Annotated in this window: 25 protein-coding genes; 13 read left to right on the top strand and 12 right to left on the bottom strand. The window is 69.7% G+C overall.

Annotated elements, in window-relative coordinates:
• Positions 1 to 126: 126 nt before the first annotated feature.
• Complete coding sequence (mtrA, locus tag ACQPYZ_RS07435) at positions 127 to 804, bottom strand: MtrAB system response regulator MtrA (RefSeq protein ID WP_141859693.1); 678 nt, start codon at positions 802 to 804, stop codon at positions 127 to 129.
• Positions 805 to 1,036: 232 nt separating this feature from the next.
• On the opposite strand from mtrA, the gene ACQPYZ_RS07430 reads away from it, so the two are divergent.
• The 6 genes from ACQPYZ_RS07430 to ACQPYZ_RS07405 all read left to right on the top strand — a co-directional run bounded on the left by ACQPYZ_RS07430 (position 1,037) and on the right by ACQPYZ_RS07405 (position 6,150).
• Positions 1,037 to 1,477: a hypothetical protein gene (locus ACQPYZ_RS07430; RefSeq protein ID WP_433166578.1), complete on the top strand. Its 441-nt coding sequence runs from the start codon at positions 1,037 to 1,039 to the stop codon at positions 1,475 to 1,477.
• Between the two features lie 20 nt (positions 1,478 to 1,497).
• Positions 1,498 to 2,049, top strand: coding sequence for a hypothetical protein (locus ACQPYZ_RS07425; protein WP_433166576.1), 552 nt, complete (start codon positions 1,498 to 1,500; stop codon positions 2,047 to 2,049).
• A complete protein-coding gene (locus tag ACQPYZ_RS07420) occupies positions 2,046 to 2,678 on the top strand; it encodes a DUF4129 domain-containing protein (RefSeq protein ID WP_433166574.1) in 633 nt (210 codons plus the stop codon). The genes ACQPYZ_RS07425 and ACQPYZ_RS07420 overlap by 4 nt, the downstream gene beginning before the upstream one ends.
• On the top strand, positions 2,675 to 3,817 hold the full coding sequence (locus ACQPYZ_RS07415) for a DUF4350 domain-containing protein (RefSeq protein ID WP_433166573.1): 1,143 nt from the start codon (positions 2,675 to 2,677) through the stop codon (positions 3,815 to 3,817). The genes ACQPYZ_RS07420 and ACQPYZ_RS07415 overlap by 4 nt, the downstream gene beginning before the upstream one ends.
• On the top strand, positions 3,814 to 4,785 hold the full coding sequence (locus ACQPYZ_RS07410) for an AAA family ATPase (RefSeq protein WP_433166571.1): 972 nt from the start codon (positions 3,814 to 3,816) through the stop codon (positions 4,783 to 4,785). Before ACQPYZ_RS07415 ends, ACQPYZ_RS07410 begins: the two co-directional genes overlap by 4 nt.
• 72 nt (positions 4,786 to 4,857) lie before the next feature.
• Complete coding sequence (locus tag ACQPYZ_RS07405) at positions 4,858 to 6,150, top strand: DUF58 domain-containing protein (RefSeq protein WP_433166569.1); 1,293 nt, start codon at positions 4,858 to 4,860, stop codon at positions 6,148 to 6,150.
• 189 nt (positions 6,151 to 6,339) lie between these two features.
• Here the strand turns inward: ACQPYZ_RS07405 and ACQPYZ_RS07400 are convergent, their stop codons facing one another.
• Both ACQPYZ_RS07400 and ACQPYZ_RS07395 read right to left on the bottom strand, forming a co-directional pair.
• Positions 6,340 to 7,137 carry a VOC family protein gene (locus ACQPYZ_RS07400; protein ID WP_433166567.1) on the bottom strand — a complete coding sequence of 266 codons (798 nt, stop codon included), beginning with the start codon at positions 7,135 to 7,137 and terminating at the stop codon, positions 6,340 to 6,342.
• Positions 7,137 to 7,469 carry an ArsR/SmtB family transcription factor gene (locus ACQPYZ_RS07395; protein WP_433166565.1) on the bottom strand — a complete coding sequence of 111 codons (333 nt, stop codon included), beginning with the start codon at positions 7,467 to 7,469 and terminating at the stop codon, positions 7,137 to 7,139. Before ACQPYZ_RS07395 ends, ACQPYZ_RS07400 begins: the two co-directional genes overlap by 1 nt.
• A gap of 73 nt (positions 7,470 to 7,542) precedes the next feature.
• Here ACQPYZ_RS07395 and ACQPYZ_RS07390 point away from each other — a divergent pair, with 73 nt between their 5' ends.
• Entirely contained in the window at positions 7,543 to 7,794 is a 252-nt protein-coding gene (locus ACQPYZ_RS07390) for an amphi-Trp domain-containing protein (RefSeq protein ID WP_433166563.1), read from the top strand.
• Positions 7,795 to 8,743: 949 nt separating this feature from the next.
• Here the strand turns inward: ACQPYZ_RS07390 and ACQPYZ_RS07385 are convergent.
• Genes ACQPYZ_RS07385 through ACQPYZ_RS07365 form a run of 5 tightly spaced genes read right to left on the bottom strand, consistent with a single transcriptional unit; the run spans position 8,744 to position 14,390 of the window.
• On the bottom strand, positions 8,744 to 9,727 hold the full coding sequence (locus tag ACQPYZ_RS07385) for an ABC transporter ATP-binding protein (RefSeq protein ID WP_433166561.1): 984 nt from the start codon (positions 9,725 to 9,727) through the stop codon (positions 8,744 to 8,746).
• Entirely contained in the window at positions 9,711 to 10,679 is a 969-nt protein-coding gene (locus tag ACQPYZ_RS07380; protein ID WP_433166559.1) for an ABC transporter ATP-binding protein, read from the bottom strand. The genes ACQPYZ_RS07385 and ACQPYZ_RS07380 overlap by 17 nt, the downstream gene beginning before the upstream one ends.
• Complete coding sequence (locus ACQPYZ_RS07375; protein ID WP_433166557.1) at positions 10,679 to 11,563, bottom strand: ABC transporter permease; 885 nt, start codon at positions 11,561 to 11,563, stop codon at positions 10,679 to 10,681. The genes ACQPYZ_RS07380 and ACQPYZ_RS07375 overlap by 1 nt, the downstream gene beginning before the upstream one ends.
• Positions 11,560 to 12,603, bottom strand: coding sequence for an ABC transporter permease (locus tag ACQPYZ_RS07370; RefSeq protein WP_433166555.1), 1,044 nt, complete (start codon positions 12,601 to 12,603; stop codon positions 11,560 to 11,562). The genes ACQPYZ_RS07375 and ACQPYZ_RS07370 overlap by 4 nt, the downstream gene beginning before the upstream one ends.
• Complete coding sequence (locus ACQPYZ_RS07365; RefSeq protein WP_433166553.1) at positions 12,600 to 14,390, bottom strand: ABC transporter substrate-binding protein; 1,791 nt, start codon at positions 14,388 to 14,390, stop codon at positions 12,600 to 12,602. The genes ACQPYZ_RS07370 and ACQPYZ_RS07365 overlap by 4 nt, the downstream gene beginning before the upstream one ends.
• 181 nt (positions 14,391 to 14,571) lie before the next feature.
• On the opposite strand from ACQPYZ_RS07365, the gene ACQPYZ_RS07360 reads away from it, so the two are divergent.
• The 3 genes from ACQPYZ_RS07360 to ACQPYZ_RS07350 are packed head-to-tail and all read left to right on the top strand — an operon-like array spanning position 14,572 to position 17,662.
• Positions 14,572 to 15,180, top strand: a complete 609-nt coding sequence (locus tag ACQPYZ_RS07360) for a TetR/AcrR family transcriptional regulator (RefSeq protein WP_433166551.1) — start codon at positions 14,572 to 14,574, stop codon at positions 15,178 to 15,180.
• Positions 15,181 to 15,182: 2 nt separating this feature from the next.
• Complete coding sequence (locus tag ACQPYZ_RS07355) at positions 15,183 to 16,079, top strand: ABC transporter ATP-binding protein (protein WP_433166549.1); 897 nt, start codon at positions 15,183 to 15,185, stop codon at positions 16,077 to 16,079.
• On the top strand, positions 16,076 to 17,662 hold the full coding sequence (locus ACQPYZ_RS07350) for an ABC transporter permease (protein WP_433166547.1): 1,587 nt from the start codon (positions 16,076 to 16,078) through the stop codon (positions 17,660 to 17,662). The genes ACQPYZ_RS07355 and ACQPYZ_RS07350 overlap by 4 nt, the downstream gene beginning before the upstream one ends.
• A 43-nt stretch (positions 17,663 to 17,705) precedes the next feature.
• Here ACQPYZ_RS07350 and ACQPYZ_RS07345 read toward each other — a convergent pair whose 3' ends face one another.
• Positions 17,706 to 18,473 (bottom strand): DUF1206 domain-containing protein, encoded by a 768-nt coding sequence (locus tag ACQPYZ_RS07345; protein WP_433166545.1) that lies wholly within the window; start codon positions 18,471 to 18,473, stop codon positions 17,706 to 17,708.
• Between the two features lie 32 nt (positions 18,474 to 18,505).
• Entirely contained in the window at positions 18,506 to 19,504 is a 999-nt protein-coding gene (locus ACQPYZ_RS07340) for a stage II sporulation protein M (RefSeq protein ID WP_433166543.1), read from the bottom strand.
• Positions 19,505 to 19,584: 80 nt separating this feature from the next.
• Between ACQPYZ_RS07340 and ACQPYZ_RS07335 the strand changes: the two genes are divergently transcribed.
• Positions 19,585 to 20,613 (top strand): RDD family protein, encoded by a 1,029-nt coding sequence (locus ACQPYZ_RS07335; RefSeq protein ID WP_433166541.1) that lies wholly within the window; start codon positions 19,585 to 19,587, stop codon positions 20,611 to 20,613.
• 10 nt (positions 20,614 to 20,623) lie between these two features.
• Positions 20,624 to 21,373 (top strand): class I SAM-dependent methyltransferase, encoded by a 750-nt coding sequence (locus ACQPYZ_RS07330; protein WP_433166539.1) that lies wholly within the window; start codon positions 20,624 to 20,626, stop codon positions 21,371 to 21,373.
• 51 nt (positions 21,374 to 21,424) lie between these two features.
• Here ACQPYZ_RS07330 and ahcY read toward each other — a convergent pair whose 3' ends face one another.
• Positions 21,425 to 22,861, bottom strand: coding sequence for an adenosylhomocysteinase (ahcY, locus tag ACQPYZ_RS07325; RefSeq protein ID WP_433166537.1), 1,437 nt, complete (start codon positions 22,859 to 22,861; stop codon positions 21,425 to 21,427).
• Between the two features lie 135 nt (positions 22,862 to 22,996).
• On the opposite strand from ahcY, the gene ACQPYZ_RS07320 reads away from it, so the two are divergent.
• The gene (locus ACQPYZ_RS07320; protein ID WP_433166536.1) at positions 22,997 to 23,356 is read left to right on the top strand and encodes a MerR family transcriptional regulator; all 360 of its coding nucleotides are present in this window, start codon (positions 22,997 to 22,999) and stop codon (positions 23,354 to 23,356) included.
• A gap of 48 nt (positions 23,357 to 23,404) precedes the next feature.
• On the opposite strand, the gene ACQPYZ_RS07315 is transcribed toward ACQPYZ_RS07320, so the two are convergent.
• Positions 23,405 to 24,364 carry a cation diffusion facilitator family transporter gene (locus ACQPYZ_RS07315; protein WP_433166534.1) on the bottom strand — a complete coding sequence of 320 codons (960 nt, stop codon included), beginning with the start codon at positions 24,362 to 24,364 and terminating at the stop codon, positions 23,405 to 23,407.
• Positions 24,365 to 24,390: the final 26 nt, after the last annotated feature.

Here is a 24,390-nt window from a genome sequence, read left to right as displayed (position 1 = left end):
GCTCCAGCTCCGTCCCGCGGCTCTCGGCCGGCTGCTGCTCGGCCGGGGCCGGCTGCTGCTCGGTCCCGGTCGTGGCGGCCGGGGCGTCGGCGGCCGCCTGCGACTCGTGGTCGCGTCCGTACTCGATCAGTCCGCACCCGCCTTGTAGCCGACACCGCGGACCGTGACCACGATCTCCGGGTGCTCGGGATCCTTCTCGATCTTGGAGCGCAGCCGCTGCACGTGCACGTTGACCAACCGGGTGTCGGCCGCGTGCCGGTAGCCCCAGACCTGCTCCAGCAGCACCTCGCGGGTGAACACCTGCCAGGGCTTGGAGGCCAGGCAGACCAGCAGGTCGAACTCCAGCGGGGTCAGCTGGATGGTCTCCCCGGCCCGCTTCACCGAGTGCCCGGCCACGTCGATGGTGAGGTCGCCGATGGTCAGCGACTCCGGGCCCGGCTCGTCCATCCGGCGCAGCCGGGCGCGGATCCGGGCCACCAGCTCCTTCGGCTTGAACGGCTTCACCACGTAGTCGTCCGCGCCGGACTCCAGGCCCAGCACCACGTCCACGGTGTCGCTCTTGGCCGTCAGCATCACGATCGGTACGCCGGACTCGGCCCGGATCGCCCGGCAGACGTCGATCCCGTCCATCCCGGGCAGCATCAGGTCGAGCAGCAGCAGGTCGGGCTTGAACTCCCGGAACGCCGGCACCGCTTTGTCACCGGTCGCGCACAGATAGGTGTCGTAGCCCTCGTTGCGCAGCACGATGCTGAGCATTTCCGACAACGCCGTGTCGTCGTCGACGATGAGGATGCGGCCACGCATCGTCCGGTTACCTTCTGCCACGCCCTGCTCCTTGCCGTCCGATCGTTGTGCGCCCAGCGGATGCTGACCGTACGCACTACGGATAGTGTCCCATTCCCCGGGTAGTGCACACGCCGGATCGCCGAGTGACCCCGAGTTGGGCTGTGATCATGGTGCACACCCCGGGCCCGGGACAACTTATGAGTGAAACGGCCCGGAGCGGCCGATGGTTCGACCAGACGGGAGGTGGCCGGTGGACGGGATCGGTCTGCACGAGGATCCGGCGGCCGAGCCGCTGCGTCCGTGGCTGCCGGCCGACCTGCTCGACAACGCCGCCCGGACCATCTCCGACAACAAGACGATCATGCTCGGCCTGCCGGTGCTGGCCGCGATCGCACTGCTGGCCGTCCAGGCCGCGCTGACCGAGGTCGCCGTACCGGGTGGGATCAGCGGGTTCTTCGGGGCGGACGACCCGTTCCAGCAGGCCGGTGCGGCGCTGCTGCTCACGTACGGCGTCCAGCTCGTGCTGTTCACCGTGGTGTCGAGCATGCTGGCCGGATCATCGCGCTGGCCGCGGTCCGCAGTCAGCTGGCCCGCCGGCTCGGCCCACGGGAGCTGCTGCGGCTGGTCCGGCCCGCGCTGCCCGCGCTGGCTGCGGTCGGGCTGGCGCAGTCGCTGTCGTTCATCATCCTGATCGGCGGCTGGGGTCTGGCCGTGTTCGGCGTCGGCTCCGGGGCCGAGTCGGCGGTGTCGTCCGACGTGGCCGGTGCGGTCGCGATCGTGATGGTGCTGGTCGGTGCGGTGCTCGTGGTGATCTTCGGCATCCGGCTGGTGCTCGCCGGGACCGTCGTACTGATGGAAGGCCGGCACGCGCCGGACATCGGCCTGCACATCCCTGCCCGGGTGGGGATCTGGGGTGCGCTGAAGCGGTCCTGGCAGCTGGTGAAGGGGAAGTTCTGGCGGGTGTTCGGCATCCTGCTGTTCGCCGGCCTGGTGGTGAACATCGTCAGCTACGCCCTGCAGATCGGGGCGACCACCCTGGTCATGACGGTCGGCTCGTGGGCCGACGGCAGCGACAGCAGCAGTGCGACCGTGGCCGCGATCGTGCTCGGGGTCGCCGCCGGGCTGGCGACGGCGCTGACCCTGATCGCCAGCCTGGCCTTCATGTCCGCCGTCCAGGCGCTGATCTACCTCGACCTCCGGGTACGGCGGGAAGGTCTCGACCTGTGGATGCGACCGGTTCTCCGGGCTGGAGGCACGCGGTGATCATCCTGGAGCCGCCGATCGACATCGGGCGGGACGAGGCCGCGGCCGAGGCGGCCGAGGAGCTGTCCAAGTCGGCGTACCGGCAGTCCGGCGAGTCGCTGATCGAGCGGGCGATCGGCCAGGTGCTGGAGTGGATCGCCGACCTGCTGGACGGCCTGAGCGGGACCTCGCCGAGCGGCCACGCCGGTCTGTTCATGCTGATCGGGCTGATCATCCTGATCGCTGTCGTCGTGCTCTGGCGGGCGGGCGTGCTGCGCACCAGTCACCGCCGGGGGCGGCAGGCGGTCTTCGACACCGCTCGGCCGCGCAGTGCGGCCGAGTACCGGGCCCAGTCCGAGCAGGAGGCCGCGGCCGGCGACTACACACATGCCATCCGCAGCCGGTTCCGCGCCTGTGTCGCCGAGTTGTCCGAGCGGACGATCCTGGACGAGCGGGCCGGCCGGACGGCGTACGAGGTGGTGACCGATGCGGCTCACGTCGTACCCGACCTGCGGGCGCCGTTGCAGCCGGCGGCGCTCGCCTTCACTGAGGTTGTCTACGGCAACCGTCCGGGGACACCGGAGCGGTACGCCGTGGTCGTGGCGGCCGACGAAGCAGCCCGGACTGCCCGGGTCCTGGTGCGCGCATGAGCACTGCGGTCGGTCGGGGTGCCGGCGAGAGCTGGCGGACGTTGCGGACTCCCCTGCTCGTCACCGGGGTGATCGTGCTGGTTGCCATCGTCATCATGATCGCGACCGCGGCACGGACGTCCGGACCGTTCAGCCCGGACTCCACTGAGCAGACCGGCGCTCGTGCGCTCGCGACACTGCTGGAGAACCACGGGGTCACCGTGCACGGCACCGAGGACCTGGAGGACGCGGTCGCATCAGGTGGCGGCAAGACGCTGCTCGTCGGTCCGATGGGGCAGCTGGATCGTTCGGACTGGCAACGGATCGCAGACGCGGGCTGGAGCCACATCGTCCTCATCCGGCCCGGCTCCCGTGCATTGGAGGCGCTAGCGCCCGGCGTGGAGGACACCGGTCAGGTCCTGTCCACCGGCAGCCGTGACCCCGACTGCGACCTCCCGGCCGCGGTCAAGGCCGGCAACGTGACCGTCAGCGGCTCGACGTACTCCGCCCCGCCGGAGGCGCAGGCCTGCTACGGCGACGGCATCACCAACACGGTGATCCGCCTGGAGAACGCCGGACGGATCGTCGACGTCGTGGGATCGCAGCGCTCGTTCACCAACGGACAGCTCGCGGACGACGGCAACGCCGCGCTGGCGCTCAACCTGATCGGCACCCATCAGCAGCTCACCTGGTACCTGCCGCAGTTCGAGTCCAGCAGGTACGACGGTCCGGACGAGGACGCGCCGCCGCTGGTCCCGCCGGACGTCCGCTACATCGGGTGGGCGCTCGCGTTCGCCGTACTCGTGGTGGCGCTCTGGCGTGGCCGTCGGCTCGGACCGGTGGTTGCTGAGCGGCTGCCGGTCATCGTGCACGCTGCCGAGACCACTGAGGGCCGGGCGCGGCTCTACCGTCGTTCACGCGCCCGGGAGCGGGCCGCGGCCGCGCTGCGTGAGTCCGCGCTCGGCAAACTGCACAAGGCGCACGGCATCCCGCGGCGGGCGGAGCCGTCGGCGGTCGTCGCGACTGTTGCCGCACGCACCGGTCGCGACCCGGCCATGCTGTACGAACTGCTCTACGGCCTCCCGCCCGGTGATGACGCCGCCCTGATGACTCTCTCCCATACCCTCGACGTACTGACGCAGGAGGTCCGACACCCGTGACGACTACCGAGGTCACTGCCGACCAGGCCAGGCAGGCGTTGGTCGCGCTGCGGACCGAGATCGGCAAGGCGGTGGTCGGTCAGGACACCGCTGTAACCGCGCTGGTGCTCGCCCTGCTGTGCCGCGGCCACGTGCTGCTGGAAGGCGTCCCGGGGACGGCGAAGACGCTGATGGTGCGCGCGCTGTCGACAGCCATGCGGCTGGACACCAAGCGGGTGCAGTTCACTCCGGACCTGATGCCCGGTGACGTGACCGGATCGCTGGTGTACGACGCCAAGTCGAGCGAGTTCGAGTTCCGGCCGGGACCGGTGTTCACCAACATCCTGCTGGCCGACGAGATCAACCGGACCCCGCCGAAGACCCAGGCCGCGCTGCTGGAGGCGATGGAGGAACGGCAGGTCACCATCGACGGTGAGCCGCGCAAACTGCCGGTGCCGTTCGTGGTCGCCGCCACCCAGAACCCGATCGAGTACGAGGGCACCTATCCGTTGCCCGAGGCCCAGCTCGACCGCTTCCTGCTCAAGGTCACCTTGGACATCCCGCCGCGCGACGCCGAAATCGCCGTACTGGCCCGGCACGCGCAGGGCTTCGATCCGCGGGACCTCGCGGCCGCCGGTCTGCGTCCGGTGGCCGGCCCGGAGGATCTGCTGGCGGGGCAGTCCGCCGTACGACGGGTCGCCGTACGGGAGGATGTGCTGGCCTACGTGGTGGACCTGTGCCGGGCTACGCGGCAGTCGCCGTCGTTGCAGCTCGGGGTGTCGCCGCGTGGCGCGACCGCACTGCTGGCGGTCTCTCGCGCGTGGGCCTGGTTGTCCGGGCGGGACTACGTGATCCCGGACGACGTGAAGGCGATGGCACGTCCTTGCCTTCGGCATCGGGTGCAGGTGCGCCCGGAGGCGGAGCTCGAGGGTGTGAGCGCGGACGCGGTCCTGGAGAGCGTGCTGGCGACTGTGCCGGTGCCGCGATGACGGTGGCCTCGGTGATCGTGCGTCCCGTGATGGTGCCCTCGGTGCGGGGGGCGTGATGGTGGTGGGCGGCTGATGGTGCTCACGGGCCGGGCGGGGTTGCTCGCGGCCGTCGGCGTTGTCTTCGTGGCGCTCGTGCTGCCCAGCTGGGCTGGGGTCGGCGTGGTGGTTGCGGCCGTGATGGTGGTGTGTCTGGGCGACGTACTGCTGGCTGGGTCGCCACGGCGGCTGCAGCTCAGTCGTGAGGGCGACAACGCCGTACGGCTGGGTGAGCCGGCTGTGGTGCAGCTACTGGTCGCCAACCCGGGTCGGCGGGTCAAGGGGTTGCTCCGGGACGCTTGGCCACCGTCGGCCGGCGTACAGGACCCCCCGCACAAGCTGGAGCTGCCACATGGCGAGCGGCGACGGCTGACCACGCACCTGCTGCCCACGCGGCGGGGTGACCGGCAGGCTGACCGCGTGACAATCCGGTCGATCGGTCCGCTGGGTTTCGCCGGGCGTCAGGGCTCGCACCGGGTGCCGTGGACCGTGCGCGCGCTGCCACCGTTCAAGAGCCGGAAGCACCTGCCGTCGCGGTTGGCCCGGCTGCGGGAGCTGGACGGGCGGACTGCGTTGCTGGTGCGCGGCCAGGGGACGGAGTTCGACTCACTGCGGGACTACGTGCCGGGCGACGACGTACGGAGCATCGACTGGCGGGCGACCGCTCGGCGCGGCAACGTCGTACTGCGCACGTGGCGGCCCGAACGCGATCGCCAGGTCGCCATCGTGATCGACTCCGGCCGCATGTCCGCCGGCCGCGTCGGCGACGCACCTCGTCTCGACCACGCGATGGACGCGGCGCTCCTGCTGGCTGCCTTGGCCACGCGTGCCGGCGACCGGGTGTCGTTGCTGGCCTGCGATTCCGCGGTCCGGGCCGACGTACGGCGCCCCGCGCCGGAGGACGTGCTGCCGTCGTTCGTGAACGCGCTGGCGAACGTCGAGGCCGAGCTGGTGCAGACCGACTTCCGGGTCGTCGTGTCCCAGGTCCTCGAACGGCTCGGTCAGCGGTCGCTCGTCGTACTCCTCACCGGTCTGGACCCGGCCGTCATCGAGGAGTCCCTGCTCCCCGTCATCGGCCCGCTGCTCCGCCGCCACGTCATCGTCCTCGCGTCGGTCGCCGACCCGCGCCTCACGGAACTCGAGTCCCTGCGCTCCGACCTGATCGAGGTGTACGGCGCCGCCTCCGCCGCCCGCACCCGCCTCGACCGAGAACGAGTAACCGCCATCCTCACCCGAGCCGGCGTCACCGTAGTAGACGAAAACCCAGACACCATCGCCCCCGCCCTGGCCGACACCTACCTAGCCCTGAAGAAAGCCGGCCGCCTCTAGGCAGGCGCGCAGTTCGACAGGAGGTATCCGCTCGCCGCCCACCACCCCCGCCTCAACCAACCAGAAACCGGCCGCCAGCAGACCTATACGTCCTGTCGAACTGCACGAGCCCAAGCTAGGTGAGGCCTGCACACCACCGTTCAGCATGTGAGGACGACGCGGTCCTCGTCCTCCACTCCGAGGGGACGGTCACTGGGACGGGCGGGCTTGGGCGAAGACCCAGGGGTGGCCTTCGAGGTCTTGGGCTTGGTAGCGGGTGTAGCCGTGCTGATGGATCTCGGCGGTGATCTTGGCGCCGTTGGTGGAGCTGTGGGCGAAGTGGGCTTCGAGGTCGTCGACGTACACCCAGACCTCGTGGTCGGGGCCGACGGGGCGGTTCTCGGGTTGCTTGAAGAGGAGGATCGCGGAAGTGCCTACGTGCAGCTCGATCCACGGTGGTTGGTCGTCTTCGGCGGGGATCCTGTCCCAGGAGTCGAGGCCGAAGACGGTGTGCAGCCAGCGGGCGGCCGCGGCCGGATCCTCGTAGTACAAGGCGATCGAGAGGCGGTCGAGCTCCCGCGGGGTGTCCGGCACACTGCGGCGGTCGATCCACTGCGGCACCCAGTGCAGGATGTTCGGCCAGAAGTAGAACGCCTTCTCCCCACCCGGAACCAGGCTCTGTACGACGGTGACGCGCGTACCGCCGTCGAGCTCCTCGAAGCTGACGCGGGTCTCGGTGTCGTCCACCGAACTGCGGTACGCGAGCAGCTCGCCCGGCTCCCAGTCAGTGATCGTGCCCAGCTCGAGTACGTCGTCCGGCGGCGTGTACACCTCGAGAATGCGCCCGCCGACGCCCGGCTCGATCTGCATCGCGGTGACCCGGGCGGAGTCCCAGAAGTTGATCGGGCCGCGGACCCACCACAGGTCGATCTCCTCGGTGAAGATGCGGAACGCGGTCCCGGGGTCGGTGGCGACCTCGACCGACGCCGACGCGGATTGTTTCGTCATCACGATTCCTTCTGCTCGACGTGTCGTTTGAACGAGCCCAGCTGGTCGCGCCAGTGCGCCTGGACCTGGTCCAGCCAGGCCTGGACGGCGACGACGGGCTCAGGGTTCAGCCGGAAGATCCGCACCCGCGCGTCGTCCGGACCGCGTTCGTCGGCGACCAGCCCGGCCGACAGCAGGATGCGCAGGTGCCGGCTCATCGCCGGCGACGACGAACCGGTCGCGGCGGCCAGCTGGCCGGCCCGCTGCGGGCCTTCGCCGAGCAGCCGGACCACCTGACGCCGGGTCGGATCCGCGAGTACTTCGAAGAACCGGTCCACCTGGTCTTCCGCCATACGGCAATAGTTCTATCATCTGTTAACTATTGTCAACGGCTGGAAGAACCTTTCAGCTGGTTGGATGTGCCGCATGAGTGAGAGAGATGTCGAGAAGGACTACTCGGTCGCCGACTTCGCGGCCAAGCTGCGGCGGCTCGCGGACGCGCTGGAGACGGGCAAGCCGTTCCGGATCCAGATCGCCGGCGAGCGGTTCACCGTGCCGCGGAACGCCCGGATCAGCGTCGAGCACGAGCGCGGCGACAGCGAGGAAGAGGTCGAGTTCCAACTGAAGTGGTCGACCGCCGACGCCGACGAGGAACCGGCCGACGACACCGAGGTCTGACCCACCGCCTGGGTTTCGTTTGACCGGATAACCCCCCGAGTTGCCGGTTCTCCCCCCGAATCCCAACCGGAGAACCGGCAATCTCTAGGGTTATCCGCTCAAGTGCCGTACGTCGAGGACGCAGGAGTCCGACGCCTAGCCGCGGATGTCAGGTGGTGCGGCGGACCGCGGGCCCGCCCGTGGTGCAGGGCCGCTGGACGTTTGAACGGATATCCCTCCGAGTTGCCGGTTCTCCCCTCGAAACCCCGCCGGAGAACCGGCAGCCTCCAGGGTTATCCCCTCGAAGTGGCACCCGCCGCGAAGGCAGGAGTACGGCACCAGGCCGCGGACGTCAGGTGGTGCGGCGGGCTGCGGCTCCTGAGGTCGCGCCTGGATGGGCCACTCAGGTGGTTGGGCCCGGGCTCGTGCCGGGGGCTGGGTCAGGTGGTCGCCGGGCTCAGCGGTGGCGCAGGGCCGGGTCGGTGGACGCGGGGCGTGTGCGGGCACCCGGGGTTGGAGGGGCTGGGCGGACCCGGACGTGGATGTGTGCGGGGACGTGGGGCGGGTGCTGACGCGTAGGTGGTTGGCGCGAGTGCTGACGCGTGCGTGGTTAGGCGGGTGCGGATGCGTGCATGGTTGGGGCGGGTGCTGAGGCGTAGGTGGTTGGGGCGGGTGCGGACGCGTGCATGGTTGGGGCGGGTGCTGAGGCGTAGGTGGTTGGGGCGGGTGCGGACGCGTGCATGGTTGGGGCGGGTGCTGAGGCGTAGGTGGTTGGGGCGGGTGCGGACGCGTGCATGGTTGGGGCGGGTGCTGAGGCGTAGGTGGTTGGGGCGGGTGCGGACGCGTGCATGGTTGGGGCGGGTGCTGAGGCGTAGGTGGTTGGGGCGGGTGCGGGCGCGTGCGTGGTTGGGGCGGGTCCCGACGCGTGCAAGGTCGGGGCGGGTGCGGACACGTGGGGGTTGGGGCGGGGTTATGGGTGGGGTGTTTTGGTGGGGTGGGGTTGGGGGGTGGTGGGGTCGTGTTGGGGGGCTAGGTGGCAGGCGACCTCGGTTCCCGTTGTGGCGGGGAGGATTGGGAGGGGGGTGGTGTGGCAGGCTTCGGTGCCTTGGCCGGTGGCTACTAGTTGGCAGCGGGGGTGGAAGCGGCAGCCGGTGGGGATTCGGGTGGGGTCGGGGGGTTCGCCGGTGAGGACGATGCGTTTGGGTGACTCGGGGAGGACGGACAGCAGGGCCTGGGTGTAGGGGTGTTGCGGGTTCGTCAACACCTCTTCGGTGGAGCCTGACTCGACGATGCGGCCGAGGTACATGACCGCGACCCGGTCCGCGATGTTCCACGCCAGGCCCAGATCGTGGGTGACGACGAGTGCGGCCAGGCCCAGCTCGTCGCGCAACCGCAGCAGCAGCGCGAGGATCTCCCCACGCACCGACGCGTCCAGTGACGCGACCGGCTCGTCCGCGATCAGCACCTTCGGGCTCAACGCCAACGCGCCCGCGATCACGACCCGCTGCCGTTGACCACCCGACAGCTCGTGCGGGTACCGCAGGAAGAACCGCTCCGGCGGCCGCAGCCCGGCGCGGGACAGCGCGGAGGCGACCACGGCCTCCTCGTCCGGCAGCCCGTGGATACGCGGGCCTTCGGCAACTGCTTCGTACACGGTCTGCCGTGGATTGAGCGACCCCATCGGATCCTGCAGCACCAGTTGCACCTGCCGGCGGAAGGCCCGCAGTCGACGTCCCGTGTAGCTGAGCGGCGTCCCGTCGTACGACACCTGACCGGACGTCGGCCGCTCGAGGCCGAGCAGCGTCCGGGCGAGCGTGGTCTTGCCGCACCCGGACTCGCCGACCAGCGCGACGATCTCGCCCGCACCGACGGCCAGGTTGACCCCGTCCACGGCCCGCGCCCGGCGGCCACCGCGCCCGCCGAACTCCACCCGGACGTCAGTTGCCGTGAGCAAGATCGCCTCCCACCAGAACGCAGGCCGCCGTACGCCGGTCACCCGCCGGCCGCAGGTCGACCGCCACCGAAGAACACGAGTCCAGTGCCACCGGACACCGCGGATGGAACGCACACCCGCCCGGCAACTGCTGCGGATCCGGCGGATCGCCGGCCAGCCCCCGCGGAGCCAACCGCGATGCCGGATCGCCGACCGTCGGGAACGCGGCCGCCAGCGCCTGACTGTAAGGATGCCGGAAGGCCCCGGACGACGGACCGGCCTCGACCAGCCGCCCGGCGTACATCACGGCCAGCCGGTCGCACACGTCGGCGAGCACGGACAGGTCGTGCGAGATCATCAGCAGCGAGATGTCGTGCTCGGCGATCAGCTGCCGGATCAGGCTGAGCACTTGCGCCTGCACCATCAGGTCGAGGGCGGTCGTGGGCTCGTCCGCGATGATCAGGCGCGGCGAGCACGCCAGCGCCATCGCGATCATGACTCGTTGCCGTTGGCCACCACTCAGTTCGTGCGGGTAGCTGCGCGCCCGCCAGGCCGGCAACCCGACCTGCTCCAGCAACTCCCGCACCCGCGCGGAGGCTTCCGGACCGGAGGCCAGTCGATGCACGAGCAACGGCTCGGCGATCTGGTCCCCGATCCGCTGCACCGGGTTCAGCCCGTGCTGCGCACCCTGGAACACGATCGACGCCGCCGACCACCGGACCGCGCGCAACCGGCCCCACTTCATCGCCAGCACGTCCTCGCCGTCGAGCAGCACCCGCCCGTCGAGACGCGCCGACCGTGGCAGCAGCCGCAGCAACGCCATCGCGACCGACGACTTCCCGGACCCCGACTCCCCCGCCAGCCCGAGGGCCTCGCCGGCCTCCAGCGACAACGACACCCCGCGTACGGCGGGAACGTCGCCGGCCGCGATCCGGTAGGTGACGGACAGGTCGTCCAACTCGAGCAGACTCATCACGCCGTCCTCGTCCGCAGCCGGGGATTGAGCACGGTCTCCAACGCCCGGCCGCAGAGCGTGAACGCCATCACCACGATCACGATGCACAGCCCCGGCACCAGGATGTACCACCACGCGCCCGCAGTGGCCGCACCCCAGTCGTACGAACCGCGCAACATCGTCCCCCACGAGGTCTTGTTGGCACTCACACCGAGGAACGCGAGCGTCGACTCGGTCACGATCGCGCTCGCCACCTCGAGCGTCGTACTTGCCAGCAGCAACGGTGCGACGTTCGGCAGCACGTGCCGGGTGGTGATGTGCCAGTGACCGGCGCCGAGGGCGAGTGACCGTTCGATGTACGGGCGTGCTTCGACAGCCAGCGTCTGCGCCCGGATCAGCCGGGCCGTGGACGGCCACGACGTCACGCCGATCGCGACGATGATGGTCGCCGTACTGCCGCCGAGGATCGCGGCCAGCACGAGCGCGGTGACCAGCGACGGCAGCACCAGGAACCAGTCGGTGATCCGCAGGATGACCGCACCGAGCCAGCCGCGGAAGTGGCCGGCCGCGATCCCGAGCACGGTCCCGATCACCATGCTCAGCAGGGCCGCGAGGAACCCGATCAGCAGGGACGTCCGCGATCCCCACCAGATCATCTCCAGCACCGAGCGCCCGGACTCGTCGGTCCCGAGTGGGTCGTCCAGGCTGGGCGGCGCCATCTTCTCGCTGGTCCCGCTGACGACGTTCGTCACGCTGGAGTCGATGAACAGCGGCGCGATCAGGGCCAGGACGACCGCGAGCACGAGGATGACCAGCCCGGCCACCCCGGCCCGCTGCGTCCGGAACTCACTCCAGAAACGAGCCGCAGCCCGCCGGCGCCGTACCCAGGTCACGTTGCTCATGCGGACCTCACCCTGGGATCGAGGACGTGGTAGACGACGTCGGCCAGGGTGTTCATCACGATGACCGACACCGTGATCAGCAGGAACGTGCCCTGCATCAGCGTGAAGTCCGGCACCCGGATCGCCTCGTAGAACAGCTGCCCGAGACCCGGCCAGCTGAAGATCGCCTCGACCGTGACCGCACCGCCGACGACGAACCCGATCCGCATGAACACCAGCGTCACGGTCGGTAGCAGCGCGTTCGGTACGGCGTGCTTCCGCCGGATGTCGTCGTCCCGCAGGCCTTTCGCCCGGGCCGTGGTGATGTAGTCCTGCCCGACCTCGTCCAGCACCGAGGACCGCATCACCAGCAGGTACTGCGCGTACACGACGGCGACCATGGTCAGACACGGCAACACCATGTGCTGCGCGACATCCAGCACGTAGGCGAACCCTTCCGGCGCGTCCACGCTCGAGATGCCCCGCGTCGGAAACACACCGGGAATCGGACCGACCCCGGCGGCGAACACCATCAGCAGGAGCAGCCCGAGCCAGAACGTCGGCACTGACCACAGCACCAGCGAGATCGCGGTCGAGAACTTGTCGAACCGGCTACCCGGCTTCCAGCCCGCCCGCGCGCCCTGCCAGATGCCGAGGCTGACCGCCATCACCAGCGCGGTCCCGGTGAGCAGCAGCGTGGACCCGATCCGTTCCCCGATCAGGTCCAGCACCGGCCGCTTGTACTCGTACGACGTCCCGAGGTCGAACTGCACCGTCTGCTTGACGAACTGGACGAACTGCTCCGGCAGCGACTTGTCCAGCCCGAGCCGGGCCCGCTCCAGGTCGAGCTGCTCGGGCGTCATGTTCCGGCCCTGCGCGAGCGCCCGGACCGGGTCACCCGGCAGCAGCCGGAACAGGAAGAACGTCGCGACGATCACCATCGCGATGCTGACCAGGGCCCCGCCCGCCTTGGTCGCCGCGTACCGCAGCAGACCGTGGCGGGCCGGGGTCTCCTCCAGCGCCTCGACAGCCGGCTGGCTGACCGGCGGTGTTGCTGTCATTCCCGCTCGTCGGCGGCACCCTGACGGCGCCGCATCACCAGGAACCCGGCGATCGCGAGGACGGCGACGCCGCCCGCGACCCCCGCGATGACACCGGTGTTCGAACCGCCTTCGGCCGCGGCCGTCTCGGTCGTCACCGCCTCGAGCGTGTAGAACGGCCAGTAGCCGCTGCCGCCGTACAGGATGCCGTTGTCCTCCGGGATCGGGGTGACCTTGGCGATCCGGTCCTTGCGGTAGCCCTCGAGGTTGTTCGGGTAGTACAGCGCGATCACCGGCGCGTCGGTGTAGAGCCGCTCGGTCATCTTCTTGATGATCTCGGCCCGCTTCGGCCGGTCGAGCTCCTTCTGCTGCTGCTTGTAGAGGTCCTCGTACTGCGGGTCGCAGTAGAAGGACTCGGTGCCGCCGCCCTGGCCGGACGCGGTCGGCCGCCGGCTGCACAGGTGCGTGGCCAGCACCTCCTCCGGGTCCGGGTTCACCGACCAGCCGCTGATCGCGATGTCGAACAGCGCGGTCGTGCCGGTCTCCTCGGTGAACTTGCTGGAGTCGAGCCGCTTGGTGGACAGCTGGATGCCGATCTCCTTGAACCAGCCGGTGAGGTACTCGGCCAGCTTGTCCTCGATCGGCGTGTCGGTGTGGATGCTGAACCGGAACGCCAGCTTCTTCGACCCGTCCGGCATCGTCCGGATGCCGTCGGCACCCTTCTTGTAGCCGGCGTCGTCCAGGATCTTGTTGGCCCGGGCAACGTCGTGGGTGACCTTCTGGTCACCGCTCGCCTCCCAGAAGAAGTCCTTGTACATCGGCGGGACGATCGAGCCGTCGGCCGGTTTCGCCAGGCCGTTCTGCACCTCGTCGACGAGCTTCTGCTTGTCGATCGCGTAGTGCAGCGCCTGCCGGACCCGCACGTCCTTCAGCGCCGGGTGGCCGTCGCCGATCGGCTTGTTGTCGCTCGTGGTCGCGCCGTGGTTGAGCTGCAGGTACGACGCCCGCCGGCCGGCGGTGTTCCACTGGACGATGTTGTCGTCGCCCTTCAGCGACTCGAAGTCCGGTGGCGCCAGCCGGCCGATCAGGTCGATGTCACCCTTCTTCAGCCCGACGATCGCGGCCGCCGGGTTGTCGTAGAAGATCATCTGCAGTTCGTCGATCTTCGGCGCGCCGCGCCAGTAGTTCGGGTTCGCCTCGAGCTTGACGTACTGGTCCTTCTTGCTCTCCACCGCGACGTACGGGCCGCTGCCCACGGCCGGGTAGACGTCCGCCTCGTACTTCGAGATGTCGGTGACCTTCTCCCAGACGTGCTTGGGCATGATCGGCACCGGATTGTCCAGCATGGACGCCTGCGGGCTCTTGAGCTTGATGGTCAGCTCCTGCCCGTTCGCGCTCACGCTGGCGAAGTTCTCCACGGCCGGGCCGTTGCCGGTCTTGGCGCCGTCGTCGGTCATCATCTTGTTGAACGTCCAGGCCGCGTCGGCCGCGGTCACCGGCTGCCCGTCCGACCACTTCGTCTCACGGATCTTGAAGGTCCAGGTGAGGCCGTCGGGCGACGTCGTCCAGGACTCGGCCAGGTCGGGGCTCGGCTGCAGGGTCTTGGAGTCGGGCACGGTGAGGAACCCGTACATCCACCGCTGCAGCGAGCCGGACACCAGCCGGACGGCCAGGAACGGGTTCATCGAGTCCACCGACTGGGTGACGCCGACCCGGATGACCTTCTCGGTAGGTTCGGCAGCGGTGGCCGCCGTACCAGGGAGTGCCGTCAGTGCGACGGCAGCCAGTGCTGCCAGGAACTTCCTCATCCGCCCCACACACCTTCCGCCCAGTCATGTGTATTGGGGAAGAAACCACACCAGCAAGCGCTCTCCTGTCAACGAGTTGCGGAAGTTTGTCACAGGACCGTTTCCAACCGAGTAATCATTTTCCTCTTGACTACACGATCGTGTAGGGGTTTGCTGTTGTGTGTAGCGAGAGGACGTGACCATGGATCGACCGGCAGACGACCTGACCGCGCGGGCCCGGATCCGGGACGCGGCGATCAAGCTGTTCACCGAGCGTGGGATCGACGGTGCCTCGATCCGGGACATCGCGGCCGAGGCGGGCGTCTCGTCCGGGCTGGTCCGGCATCACTTCGGTTCCAAGCAGGCGCTGCGCGAGGCGTGCGACCAGTACGCCAAGGAGCGGATGCTGCGGATCGGCGAGGAGCTCGTGTTCGAGGGCGGCGCGGCGCACACCGACGTGACCGCGATGCATCCGGTGACGATGCCGCTGCAGACCTACCTGGTGCGCTCGATGATGGACGGCTCGGAGACCGCGACCGCGCTGTTCCTGGAGATGGTCGACGCGGGCGAGGACTTCACCAAGACGCTCGGCACCGAGCCGGCTGATCGGCGGGCGTACGCCGCGGTGCTTGCGGCCATGAAGATGGGGGTCTTCGTGCTCCGCGACCAGGTGTCGACGGCGATCGGCGAGGACATCGCGAGCCCCAGCGGCTACGCGCGGCTGACAAAGGCGATGCTCGACGTCTTCACCATCCCGGTGGTCACCCCCGACCAGCTCGAACAACTGCGGAAGTACTCGGAGGAGCAGTGAACATGTCGGCTGCGATCAGCACCGAAGGCCTGGTCAAGACGTTCGGGCGCACCCGGGCGCTGGACGGCCTCGACCTCACGGTCCGCACCGGTGAGGTGCACGGCTTCCTCGGCCCGAACGGCGCCGGGAAGACCACGACGATCCGGATCCTGCTCGGGCTGACCCGGGCGACCTCTGGGACGGCGCGCCTGCTCGACGGTGACCCGTGGTCGGATGCGACCGCGTTGCACCGGCGGCTCGCCTACGTACCCGGCGACGTGACGCTGTGGCCGAACCTGACCGGCGGCGAGGCGATCGACCTGCTCGGCCGGATGCGCGGCGGGGTCGACCAGAAGCGCAAGGCCGAGCTGCTCGAACGGTTCGACCTGGATCCACGGAAGAAGGCGCGGGCCTACTCCAAGGGCAACCGGCAGAAGGTCGCGCTGGTCGCCGCGCTCGCGTCCGACGTCGAGCTGCTGATGCTCGACGAGCCGACCTCCGGTCTGGACCCGCTGATGGAAGAGGTGTTCCGCGAGGTCGTCCAGGAGGTCAGCAACCGCGACGGCCGGACCGTGCTGCTGTCCAGCCACATCCTGTCCGAGGTCGAGGCGCTCTGCGCCCGGGTCACCCTCATCCGCGCCGGCCGCGCGGTCGAGAGCGGCACGCTGTCCGAGCTGCGGCACCTGACCCGGACGTCGATCACGGCCGAGCTGGTCGGCCCGATGGACGGGCTGGCGCAACTGGCCGGCGTTCACGACCTGCGGGTCGACGAGGGCCAGGTGCGGTTCGACGTCGACCCCGACGAGCTCAATCCGGTCCTCAGGCGGCTGACCGAGGTCGGCGTACGGAGTCTGGTCAGTCAGCCGCCGACGCTGGAGGAGCTGTTCCTGCGGCTGTACGAGCCGGAGGGGTCGCGATGACCGGCACGTGGGGTCTGGTGCGGTTGATCCTGCGCCGCGACCGGGTCGTGCTGTCGATCTGGCTCGTGCTGCTGGCGGGCATCCCGGTAAGCTATGTGCAGTCGTTCAGCGAGCTGTTCCCGACGGCCGAGTCGCGGTCGCAGTACGCGAGCAACGCCGGCTTCGTCACCCTGTACGGCGAGCTGACCGGCACCGGTTTCGGCGAGTTCCTCACCTGGCGACTCGGATTCGTGCCGGTAATCGTCGGGCTGATCAGTCTGCTGACGGTCATCCGACACACCCGCGTCGAGGAGGAGACCGGCCGCGCCGAGTTGGTCGGCTCGAGTGTCGTCGGCCGGCACGCCGGCCTGGCGGCCGCGCTGGCGAGCACCTTCCTGGCCAATCTCGTCCTCGCCGCATTGGTTGCCCTGGGCATGTACAGCCAGGACCTCCCAGCTGCCGGTTCCGTTGCCCTCGGCCTCGAGTTCGCGGCGACCGGCTGGCTGTTCGCGGGCGTCGGCGCCATCGCTGCGCAACTGACCGCGAGCGCGAGTACGGCGCGCGGGATCGCGCTCGGCGTGCTCGGTGCGGCGTACGTCCTCCGCGCGGCCGGCGACACGAGCGCGCACACCGACGGCCCGCTCGCCTGGCTGTCGTTCCTGTCCCCGATCGGCTGGGCGCAGCGGATCCGCCCGTACGGCGACAACCGCTGGTGGCTCGTCGTCGTGCTGCTCGCGGCCACCGCCGTACTTGTTGCTGTCAGCATCCAGTTGCAAGCGCGGCGGGACGTCGGCGCCGGGCTGCTGCCGGATCGGCCGGGTCCGGCCGAAGGGGCGCCCGGTCTGCGTTCGCCGTTCGCGCTGGCGTGGCGGTTGCATCGCGGACTGCTGGTCGCATGGACGACGGGATTCGCCGTCCTCGGGATGCTGTTCGGCGGCGTGGCCGAGGGCGTCGGTGACCTGATGCGGGACGACCCGAACGTGCAGCAGGTGTTCGCCCGGCTGGGCGGCGCGGCCGGGCTGATCGACTCGTACTTCGCCGGTGTGATGACGATCGTCGGCCTGATTGCGGCGGCGTACGCCGTGCAGGCGGCGCTCCGGCTACGCACCGAGGAGACCACCGGCCGGGCCGAGCCGGTGCTCGCGACCGCGACCGGACGGCTGCGCTGGGCCGCGAGTCACCTGTTCTTCGGGCTGCTCGGCCCAGCGGTCACGTTGCTGGTCGCCGGCCTCGGCGCGGGCCTTACGTACGGCGCCGCGATCGGTGACGTCGGCGGACAGGTGCAGCGACTGATCGGGGCAGCGCTGGTGCAACTGCCGGCCGTCTGGGTGCTGGCCGCGATCGGGATCGCCCTGTTCGGCCTGTTCCCGCAGTGGTCACCGGGCGCGTGGGCGCCGCCCGCGATCTGTCTGGTGATCGTGATGACCGCGACCGGGACCGACGTGTCCCGCTGGATCCGGGACGTCTCGCCGTTCACCCACGTACCGCAGCTGCCCGGCGACTCGGCGGCCGCCGCTCCGCTGATCACGCTGACCGCGATCGCCGTCGTACTGGGAGTCGCTGGTCTCGTCGGGCTGCGGAGGCGCGACCTGCCGGTCGGCTGATCCGTCGCAGCACTGCGGCTGATCGCGCCGGCGCTCCGGCTGGTCAGCGCTTGGCGTTGCGGGACCAGGCGAAGGCGTAGACGCCGAAGGCGGCGATCCCGAGGGCGAGCACGGTCAGCAGGACGGACCCGAAGGGCTGGTCCTTGATCGTGCGCAACGCGGTGTCCAGACCGCCTGCCTTCTCGGGGTCGTAGTCGATCGCGGCCCAAGCGACCAGCGCACCGGCGACGATGAACGCGACGCCCTTGGCGGCGTGCCCGATCTGGCCCATCAGGATCGTCACCTCGGACACCCCACCGACCAGGTCCTCGGTGAACTTCTTGGTGACCGCCTTGTAGATCTGCCGGACGCCGAGCGCGATCACGCCGAGACCGACGATCACGATCAGCACCCGGCCGGCGCCGTTCTCCATCAGCCGGGCGCTCATGGACTGCTTCTTGCCACTGCCGCCCCCGCCGGAACCGATGGCGATCTTGACGGCGCTGAAGCACAGGATCAGGTAGAGGACGCCGCGGCCCGCGGACGACAGCTTCTTCTCGGTGTCGAGGTGACCGTAGGCGACTTGGAGACCGCGCCAGATCGCCAGCGCGAACAGCCCGATCGCCACGATCCACAGCAGGGTGCCGCCGAGCGGCTTGCTCGCCAGTTCCTCGAGCGCGCCTTCGTGCGACGCCTCCTGGGACGAGTTGCCCCAGGCGAGTTGCAGGGCGATCCACGCCACCAGCAGGTGGACGACGCCGTAGGCGATCAGACCGACGGTGATCGCGATGCCGTACCAGCGGCTCGTTCGTACTTCCTGGGCGGTTCTCATTGCCTTCCTATACCCAGAAGGCAAACGGACGCTCAGGCGGAGACGGGTGCCGTCGCCTCGCGGTCGGCTTCGTCGATGTCGCCGTACTCACCGGCGTGGGCGGCGCGGCGACCGAGGGTCCAGACGTAGATGACGAAGCCGATCTCGGCCAGTACGCCGATGCCGACACGGACCGCTGTCGGGAGTGCGGACGGAGTGACGAACGCCTCGATGATGCCGGTGACCAGCAGGATCGCGGCCAGGCCGATGGCCATGCCGACCGTCGCGCGGCCGGTCTGCGCGAGCGCCTGCATGCGGGTGCGCGGGCCAGGGACGATCCACGCCCAGCCGAGCCGCAGCCCGGCGGCCGAGGCGACGAAGACCGCAGTCAGCTCGAGCAGGCCGTGCGGGGTGATCAGGCCGAAGAACACGTCCGCCCGGTCGTGGCCGATCATCAGGCCGGCGTTGATCCCCAGGTTGAGCGCGTTGTCCCAGAGGATGAAGACCGACGGCACCAGCAGGATGCCGAGAGCGAGCACGGCCGCACTGATGGTGGCGTTGTTGATCCAGACCTGGAACGCGAAGTCCTGGGCCGGGTGCTCCGAGTAGTAGGCGGCGAAATCGTTGTCGACCAACTCCTGGACCTCCGCCGCGGTCGCGAACGAATCCACGACTTCGGGGTGCGCGATGATCCGCCAGGCGGCCCAGGCCGCGACCAGGTAGAACAGCAGCCCGATCGTCAGCCACCAGCGTCTGGACGCGTAGAGCGCGGCCGGAAAGCTCACCAGGAAGTACTTCGAGATGTCCCGCCACACCGGCGCCTGGGCACCGGTCACGGCGCCACGTGCGTCGGCGATGAGACCGGACAACCGTCCGATCGACACCGGATCCGCGCCCGCCGCCCGGAGCGCGGCCAGGTGCGTGCCGACGCGCTGGTACAGGGTGACGAGCTCTTCGGCCTCGGCACCGGTGAGCCGGCGTTGCCTGCGGGTGAGGTACGCCAGCCGGTCCCACTGCGGCTGATGCACCGAAACGAACGCCTCGACGTCCACAGCGGCCCTCCTCCCGGCTCTGGCTCTCCGCGCTGGCAGACTAGCCGGACCCAGTGTCTCGGCAGGAGGGGGGCGACGGAGTGTCTCAGCTGGTCACGGGCGAAGCGGTCGTCCTCCAGGTGCGGATCGCCCGGATGCCGACGCGGGCGCTGGCGTGTGCGATCGACGTCATCCTGCAGGGCGTCGTACTCGGGGTACTGATCTCGTTGCTGGCCGGGTTCCTGCTCGGCGGCGACGCGAGCGAGGCGCTCGCGGTGGCGCTGATCTTCGTCACCGTCCTGGTGATCGTGCTCGGCTACCGGGTGGTGATGGAGACGCTGACCCGCGGCCGGACGCTGGGCAAGATGGTGCTCGGGCTCAAGGTCGTCCGCGACGACGGCAGCTCGATCCGCTTCCGGCACGCGCTGGTGCGGACGCTGTTCTGGTTCTTCGTCGACTTCGCGCCCTGGTTCGCGGCCAGTCCGGGGATCGTCGCGAGCCTGATGAACAAGCAGGGCAAGCGGATCGGCGACATGGTCGCCGGCACCGTCGTCATCCGCGAACGCCACCAGCCGATGGCGTCACCACCGCTGTTCGTCCCCGGTCACCTCGTGCAGTGGGCGCAGTCGCTCGAGCTGTCCCGGCTGTCGGACGAGCTCGCGAACGCGGCCCGCGAGTACCTGGCGCGCTACACCGAGTTGTTGCCCGGGGCCCGTGACGCGCTCGGCGACGCGTTGGCGTATCAGGTCAGTGAGGTGACCGCACCGGCGCCGCCGGTGCCGATCGTCGCTCCGGCTTTCCTGTCCGCCGTACTCGCCGAACGCCGGCGACGCGAACTCAACCGCCTAGCCCTCCGCCACCCGCCAGTCCACACCGGCCCCTTCCCCCCACCCAACCCCTACGCCGCCCCCACCGGCCCGTACGCCGTTCCCGCGGGACCCTTTGCCCCGCCCAGCCCGTACGGCGCCCAGCCGTCCACCCCCGTGGGACTGGGGACCGTGCCCGCAGGACCGCCCGCACCAGGTGGCCCGTTCCCGGCTCCTGTTCCGGCGGCGCCGTACCGGCCCGCCGCGGTGAACGCTCAAGGTTGGGCGGCACCTGGCAGCAACGAAGCCGGGCAGTGGTTCTAGTCTTGCGACCATGTCGCAGATAGTTGACTGGGCGGGCTGGCTGCAGCGGTGGGACGGGCAGCAGGCCGGCTACCTCCCGGACCGTGAAGAACAGTTCGTGCTGATGCTCGACATCGTCGCGCGCCTGGTCGGCGAACCCGCGCGCTTCGTCGACCTCGCCTGCGGCCCCGGCTCGATCTCGGCCCGGGCCGCCCGGACGTTCCCGTCGGCGGAGATCGTCGGCGTGGACCTCGACCCGTTCCTGCTGGAGATCGCCCGGCAGTCCGTGCCCGGCGCGCGGTTCGCCGAGGCGGACCTGCGATCCGACGGCTGGGACGACGTACTGGGTGAAGGTCAGGTGGACGCCGTCTGCTCGGCCACGGCCCTGCACTGGCTGGACCCGGCCGACCTCTCGACGTTGGCGCAGACGCTCGCCCGACGCATCCGCCCCGGCGGCGTCTTCCTGAACGCGGACACGATGCGCCTCGGCCCCACCGAGGTCCCCCGCCTCGACGCGCTCGCCGTGGACCTGCGCAACCAGATCTGGTCCGACTCCCACGCCGCCGGCGTCGAGGACTGGCAGACCTGGTGGGACGCGGCTGCCGGGGAGCCCGCGTTCACCGCCCTCCTGGCCGAGCGCGAACGCCGCTTCGCCGACCGCCACAAGGGCCGCGACATCACCCTCCCCGACACCCTCGAGTCCTTCCACAAAGCCGGCTTCACCGAGGTAGCCATCCTCGGCCAAGTAGCCGACAAACACCTCTTCGCAGCTATCTGCTGAACCACAAAGACGCCCCACCGAGCGGGTCGGTGGGGCGTCGTTTTGTGGGGGTCAGTAGCGGTAGTGGTCGGACTTGTAGGGGCCCTCTACCGGGATGCCGAGGTAGTCGGCCTGCTCCTTGGTGAGCTCGGTGAGCTTGACGCCGAGGGCGTCGAGGTGGAGGCGGGCGACCATCTCGTCGAGGTGCTTCGGCAGGACGTACACGTCGGTCGGGTAGTCGGCCGTCTTCACGAACAGCTCGATCTGAGCCAGCACCTGGTTGGTGAACGAGTTCGACATCACGAACGACGGGTGGCCGGTCGCGTTGCCGAGGTTCAGCAGGCGGCCCTCGGACAGGATGATCACCGTGTGGCCGTCGGGGAAGCGGAACTCGTCGACCTGCGGCTTGATCGTGACCCGCTCGACGCCGTCCAGCTTGTAGAGGCCGGCCATGTCGATCTCGTTGTCGAAGTGGCCGATGTTGCCGACGATCGCCTGGTGCTTCATCGCCGCCATGTGGTCGGCGGTGATCACGTCGCGCGAACCGGTCGCGGTGACGAAGATGTCGGCGATCCCGACGACCTCGTCGACCGTGCTCACCTGGTAGCCGTCCATCGCGGCCTGCAGCGCGCAGATCGGGTCGACCTCGGTGACGATCACCCGGGCGCCCTGGCCCCGGAGCGACTCCGCGCAGCCCTTGCCGACGTCGCCGTACCCGCAGACGACCGCGACCTTGCCGCCGATCAGTACGTCGGTGGCGCGGTTGATGCCGTCGATGAGCGAGTGCCGGCAGCCGTACTTGTTGTCGAACTTCGACTTCGTCACCGAGTCGTTCACGTTGATCGCCGGGAACAGCAGCGACCCGGCCTTGTGCATCTCGTACAGCCGGTGCACGCCGGTGGTGGTCTCCTCGGTGACCCCCTTGATACCGCGGCCGATGGTGGTCCACTTGTCCGTGGACTCCGCCAGCGAGCGGGTGAGCAGCTTGAGGACGACGCTGTACTCCTCGGACTCCGCCGTCGACGGGTCCGGGACGGCTCCGGCCTTCTCGAACTCGGTGCCCTTGTGGACGAGCATGGTGGCGTCGCCGCCGTCGTCCAGGATCATGTTCGGGCCGTCACCGCCCGGCCAGGTGAGAATCTGCTCGGTGCAGTCCCAGTACTCCTCCAGGGTCTCGCCCTTCCAGGCGAACACCGGGACGCCGGCCGGGTTGTCGACCGTACCCTCCGGGCCGACGACGACCGCGGCGGCCGCGTGGTCCTGGGTGGAGAAGATGTTGCAGCTCGCCCAGCGCACGTCGGCGCCGAGGGCGACCAGGGTCTCGATCAGTACGGCGGTCTGCACGGTCATGTGCAGCGAGCCGGCGATCCTGGCCCCGGCCAGCGGGCGGCTGTCGCCGTACTGCTTGCGCATCGCCATCAGGCCGGGCATCTCGTGCTCGGCCAGCCGGATCTCCTTGCGGCCGAACTCGGCCAGCCCGAGGTCCGCCACCTTGTAGTCGAACGTCATCCGCTTCCCGCTCCCCTGAAGACTGTGCTTGCTTCCGCCTGGATTGCTTCCTGCCTGCCAGAGCCTAGAGCGCCCAGACCGGTGGTTTGATCGGTTGAGCGGCGTTTCTGACACCGAAATGTCAAGATTGTCCTCATGCGCATCACCGAGGCCGCTCGTCATCTGGGAACCACGCCGCGCATGCTGCGCTACCGGGAGGCGCTCGGCCTGCTCCCGCGTTCGCGCGCCGGGCACACCAGCCAGCGCCAGTACGACGACCGCGACCTGGCCGCCGTACAGCTCGCCCTCGACCTCGAACGCCGGTACGACGTGACGCCGGCCGCGCTCGCGTTCGCGCTCCGGGCCCTCGCCGAACCGTCCGTCGCGGCCGACGTCCGCAACCTCGGCTACCGCACCGGCCGCCTCACCACGCCACCCACCCGCTCCGAGATCGACCGCGAACGAGCCCTCCGCTGGCTCGGCCGCTCCGGCACCCTCCCACCCGAACCCCGCTGACCCGGCAACCCCCGCCCTCGCTGACGGGGGCGGAGTGCGGCGGTGGCGTCAGTGGGAGGGGGCTTCGGGGACTGCCGGGCGGTCGGGGCGGGTGTAGCCCTCGACGAAGATGTCGGGCTCGAGGTAGACGTGGACGCACATCGGCTCGGCCTCGCGGATGGCGCGTTCGGCGGTGTTGATGGTCTCGGCGACCACGGCCGCGTCGGTGGTCGGCTCGACGCCGAGCTTGGCGGCGACCAGGACCTCCTCCGGGCCGAGGTGCAGGGTCTTGATGTGGATCAGCCGCTGCACGCCCGGGGTGTTCTCGATCGCGGCGACGATCTTCTGCTGCGACTCCCGGGTCGCGGACTCGCCGAGCAGCAGCGACTTCATCTCGATCGCGAGGAAGATCGCCACCACGACCAGCAGCGCGCCGATCGACATCGAGCCCACGCCGTCCCACACGCCGTTGCCGGTGGCAAGGGTCAGTACGACGCCGAGCAGCGCCAGCACCAGACCGGTGAGCGCGGCGAAGTCCTCGAGCAGGATGACCGGCAGCTCCGGCGACCGGGCCTGCCGGACGAACTTCGACCAGCCGACGTGTCCGCGGACCTTGTTCGCCTCGACGATCGCGGTCCGGAACGACAGCGTCTCCAGGACGATCGCCACCGACAGGACGGCGACCGGGACCCACTTCCAGTTCTCGATCGGGTGCGGGTCGTGGATCTTGTGGTAGCCCTCGTACAGCGCGAACAGGCCGCCGACGCTGAACAGCACGATCGCGACGATGAACGAGTAGACGTACCGCTCCCGGCCGAAGCCGAACTGGTGCAGCTCGTTCGCCTGCCGTTGCGCCCGCTTGCCGCCGACCAGCAGCAGCACCTGGTTGCCGGCGTCGGCGACCGAGTGGATCGCCTCGGCGAGCATCGACGCCGACTGGGTCAGGCCCCAGGCGGCGAACTTGGTGATCGCGATCCCGGTGTTCGCCAGCAGTGCCGCGACGACCGCCTTGGTTCCGCCACCAGCCATCTTTCCAGGTCCTCCGTCAACAGTTG

This window comes from Kribbella sp. CA-247076 (assembly GCF_050942445.1).
Taxonomy (GTDB): Bacteria; Actinomycetota; Actinomycetes; order Propionibacteriales; family Kribbellaceae; genus Kribbella.
Note: the sequence above shows the minus strand (reverse complement) of the source record. Positions and strands in the feature narration are given on the sequence as shown.

Excerpts from the sequence above, each read along its gene's own strand:
- mtrA (WP_141859693.1), bottom strand. The coding sequence starts at position 804 with ATGCGTGGCCGCATCCTCATCGTCGACGACGACACGGCGTTGTCGGAA.
- ACQPYZ_RS07415 (WP_433166573.1), top strand. The coding sequence starts at position 2,675 with ATGAGCACTGCGGTCGGTCGGGGTGCCGGCGAGAGCTGGCGGACGTTG.
- ACQPYZ_RS07405 (WP_433166569.1), top strand. The coding sequence starts at position 4,858 with ATGGTGCTCACGGGCCGGGCGGGGTTGCTCGCGGCCGTCGGCGTTGTC.
- ACQPYZ_RS07400 (WP_433166567.1), bottom strand. The coding sequence starts at position 7,137 with ATGACGAAACAATCCGCGTCGGCGTCGGTCGAGGTCGCCACCGACCCC.
- ACQPYZ_RS07395 (WP_433166565.1), bottom strand. The coding sequence starts at position 7,469 with ATGGCGGAAGACCAGGTGGACCGGTTCTTCGAAGTACTCGCGGATCCG.
- ACQPYZ_RS07390 (WP_433166563.1), top strand. The coding sequence starts at position 7,543 with ATGAGTGAGAGAGATGTCGAGAAGGACTACTCGGTCGCCGACTTCGCG.
- ACQPYZ_RS07380 (WP_433166559.1), bottom strand. The coding sequence starts at position 10,679 with ATGAGTCTGCTCGAGTTGGACGACCTGTCCGTCACCTACCGGATCGCG.
- ACQPYZ_RS07375 (WP_433166557.1), bottom strand. The coding sequence starts at position 11,563 with ATGAGCAACGTGACCTGGGTACGGCGCCGGCGGGCTGCGGCTCGTTTC.
- ACQPYZ_RS07370 (WP_433166555.1), bottom strand. The coding sequence starts at position 12,603 with ATGACAGCAACACCGCCGGTCAGCCAGCCGGCTGTCGAGGCGCTGGAG.
- ACQPYZ_RS07365 (WP_433166553.1), bottom strand. The coding sequence starts at position 14,390 with ATGAGGAAGTTCCTGGCAGCACTGGCTGCCGTCGCACTGACGGCACTC.
- ACQPYZ_RS07360 (WP_433166551.1), top strand. The coding sequence starts at position 14,572 with ATGGATCGACCGGCAGACGACCTGACCGCGCGGGCCCGGATCCGGGAC.
- ACQPYZ_RS07355 (WP_433166549.1), top strand. The coding sequence starts at position 15,183 with ATGTCGGCTGCGATCAGCACCGAAGGCCTGGTCAAGACGTTCGGGCGC.
- ACQPYZ_RS07350 (WP_433166547.1), top strand. The coding sequence starts at position 16,076 with ATGACCGGCACGTGGGGTCTGGTGCGGTTGATCCTGCGCCGCGACCGG.
- ACQPYZ_RS07345 (WP_433166545.1), bottom strand. The coding sequence starts at position 18,473 with ATGAGAACCGCCCAGGAAGTACGAACGAGCCGCTGGTACGGCATCGCG.
- ACQPYZ_RS07330 (WP_433166539.1), top strand. The coding sequence starts at position 20,624 with ATGTCGCAGATAGTTGACTGGGCGGGCTGGCTGCAGCGGTGGGACGGG.
- ahcY (WP_433166537.1), bottom strand. The coding sequence starts at position 22,861 with ATGACGTTCGACTACAAGGTGGCGGACCTCGGGCTGGCCGAGTTCGGC.
- ACQPYZ_RS07320 (WP_433166536.1), top strand. The coding sequence starts at position 22,997 with ATGCGCATCACCGAGGCCGCTCGTCATCTGGGAACCACGCCGCGCATG.
- ACQPYZ_RS07315 (WP_433166534.1), bottom strand. The coding sequence starts at position 24,364 with ATGGCTGGTGGCGGAACCAAGGCGGTCGTCGCGGCACTGCTGGCGAAC.